This window comes from Candidatus Hydrogenedentota bacterium (assembly GCA_012730045.1).
Taxonomy (GTDB): Bacteria; Hydrogenedentota; Hydrogenedentia; order Hydrogenedentales; family CAITNO01; genus JAAYBR01.
Window position 1 is genome coordinate 1 of sequence record JAAYBR010000024.1, and the last position, 2,445, is coordinate 2,445.

A 2,445-nucleotide genomic window follows, 5' to 3' on the forward strand; every position below is an offset into this window, starting at 1 on the left:
CGCGGGTCTTCATCCCCGCCGCCGCCAGGCCCAGCGCCAGCCCCACGCAGGTGCCCATGGTGCCCGAGGCCACATACAGGACATCCGGCTCGGGCAGCAGCCCGCGCCGCACCTGGCCGCGCAGCTCGAAGGCGGCCTCCACAAAACCGACCGTGCCCAGGGGCGACGAGCCGCCCGGCGCGATGACCTGCGGCATGACGCCGTCCCGCCGCCATGCGCCGATGAAACAGCGCGCCGTCTCGATGGGCGCGCACCGCCACGGGCAGGGGCGCAGGTCCGCCCCGGCGTGCAGATTCCACAGCAGGTTGCGCCGCACGGCGCGGGCATTGTGCTGGGGGCCCAGGACGCTTGCGCATTTCAGCCCCAGCGCCGCGCCGTGGAGCGCGGTGGCCAGGGCGTGGTTTGACCCCGCGCCGCCGAAGGTGAGCACCATCTTGGCGCCCCGGCGCAGGGCCGGCGGCAGCAGCCAGGCCAGCTTGCGCACCTTGTTCCCGCCGTAGAGGAGGGAGCTGAGGTCGTCGCGTTTCACCCACACGCCGTCCGCGCCGCGCTCCGCCCCGAAGTCCAAAGGCTCCACGGGGGTCGGCGCCGCCACCAGCGGCAGGCGGGGCAGGGTGTCCGCCAACGCGGGAAACTCGTCATAAAGGCAAGTCATATGTCCTCTCTCAGCCTCGCGCCGCACCCCGGCGCACCGGGGTGCATTGTACCACCCGCAACCCCGTTTTGCCGCCCTTCCCGTCAGCCAAGTATACTATCCGAGGCGTTATTGGGGACGCCGCGCAGGGCCGCGGCGGGGCCGGCCGACCCTGTATCCCGTAAAACAACCAAAAAGACGGAGGAGAAGAAGCCATGAGCGAGCGCTTTGAGTTCAAAACGGAGGCCCGGCAACTGCTGGACCTGATGATCCACTCGGTTTACTCGAACAAGGACATTTTCCTGCGGGAGCTCATTTCGAACGCGTCGGACGCGCTGGACAAGCGGCGTTTCGAGGCGCTGAAATCGCCGGAGCTCCAGGCGGCAACCGAACCCCACATCCGCATAGACGCGGACCCGGCGGCGCGCACCCTCTCCGTGTCGGACAACGGCATCGGCATGGGCCGCGACGAGGTCCGGGAGCTCATCGGCACCATCGCCAAGTCGGGCACGCAGGAGTTCCTGAAGGTGCTGCGCGAGTCCAAGGACGCCGCCGCGTCGGAGGCGCTCATCGGACAGTTCGGCGTGGGCTTCTACTCCACCTTCATGGTGGCGGACCGGGTGACCCTGCTGACCCGCCGCGCGGGGGAGGAGACGGCCACGCGCTGGGAGTCGGCCGGGGACGGCTATTACACCCTGGAGGACGCGGCGCGCGATGAGGCGGGCACGACGGTGACCCTGCACCTGAAGCCCGTGGACGAGGAGGACGGCCTGAAGGACTACACGCAGGAATGGGTCATCCGCCAGGTGGTCCGGCAGTACTCCGACTTCGTGGCCCATCCCATCCGGATGGACATCGAGCGGACCGAGGTCGAGCGGGACGAGGAGGGGAAACCCAAGCCCGGCGCGGAGGAGCGCAAGGTCGTCACGACGGAGACGCTGAACTCCATGAAGGCCATCTGGCTGCGGGACAAGGCCGAGGTGACGGAGGAGGAGTACAACGAGTTTTACCGGCATGTTTCCCATGACTGGGCCGAGCCGCTGCTGCGGATACAGGCGAAGATCGAGGGCACGCTGGAGTACCGCCTGCTCCTCTACATCCCGTCCAAGGCCCCCTTTGACCTGATGCTCCGCCAGGAGGGCGTCCGCCACGGGGTCCACCTCTACGTCAAGCGGGTCTTCATCATGGACGACTGCCGCGAGCTGCTCCCGGAATACCTGCGCTTCGTGCGCGGCGTGGTGGACTCGGAGGACCTGCCCCTGAACATCTCCCGCGAAATCCTCCAGCAGAACCGCCAAATCCAGCGCATGAGCAAGGGGGTCACGGGCAAGGTGCTCTCGGCGCTGCGCGACACGGCGGAGAAGGAGCCGGAGAAATACGCCAAGTTCTGGGCCGAGTTTGGACGGGTCCTCAAGGAGGGCGTCTTCCAGGACCAGGAGAACCAGCAGGAACTGCTCGGCCTCGCGCGCTTCCAGTCCACCGCCGGGGACGCGCCCGTCTCGCTGGACGAGTACATCGCCCGCATGAAGCCCGGCCAGACGCACATCTACTACCTGACCGGCGAGAGCCGCGCGCGCATCGCCCGGTCGCCGCACCTGGAGGCCTTCCGCGCCAAGGAGTGGGAGGTGCTGCTGCTGGACGACCCCGTGGACGAGGTGTGGACGGATGCGGTGGAGAAGTACAAGGACTTCGCGTTCCAGTCCGCCGCCCGCGGCGCGGGCGAGGTGGGCACCGAGGAGGAGCGCAAGGCGGCGGAGGAGGCCCGCAAGGACCGCGAGAAAGAGCACGGCTCGCTGCTTGAAATGCTCAAG

Annotated in this window: 2 protein-coding genes; one reads left to right on the plus strand and one right to left on the minus strand. The window is 68.3% G+C overall.

The genetic code is table 11. The features are described from left to right. Positions 1-655 (minus strand): pyridoxal-phosphate dependent enzyme (locus GXY15_02050; GenBank protein ID NLV39994.1); only part of this gene is annotated, 655 nt, incomplete at its 3' end. Positions 656-849: 194 nt separating this feature from the next. On the opposite strand from GXY15_02050, the gene htpG reads away from it, so the two are divergent. Next, the coding region (gene htpG / locus GXY15_02055; protein NLV39995.1) for a molecular chaperone HtpG at positions 850-2,445 on the plus strand (1,596 nt) is incomplete at its 3' end.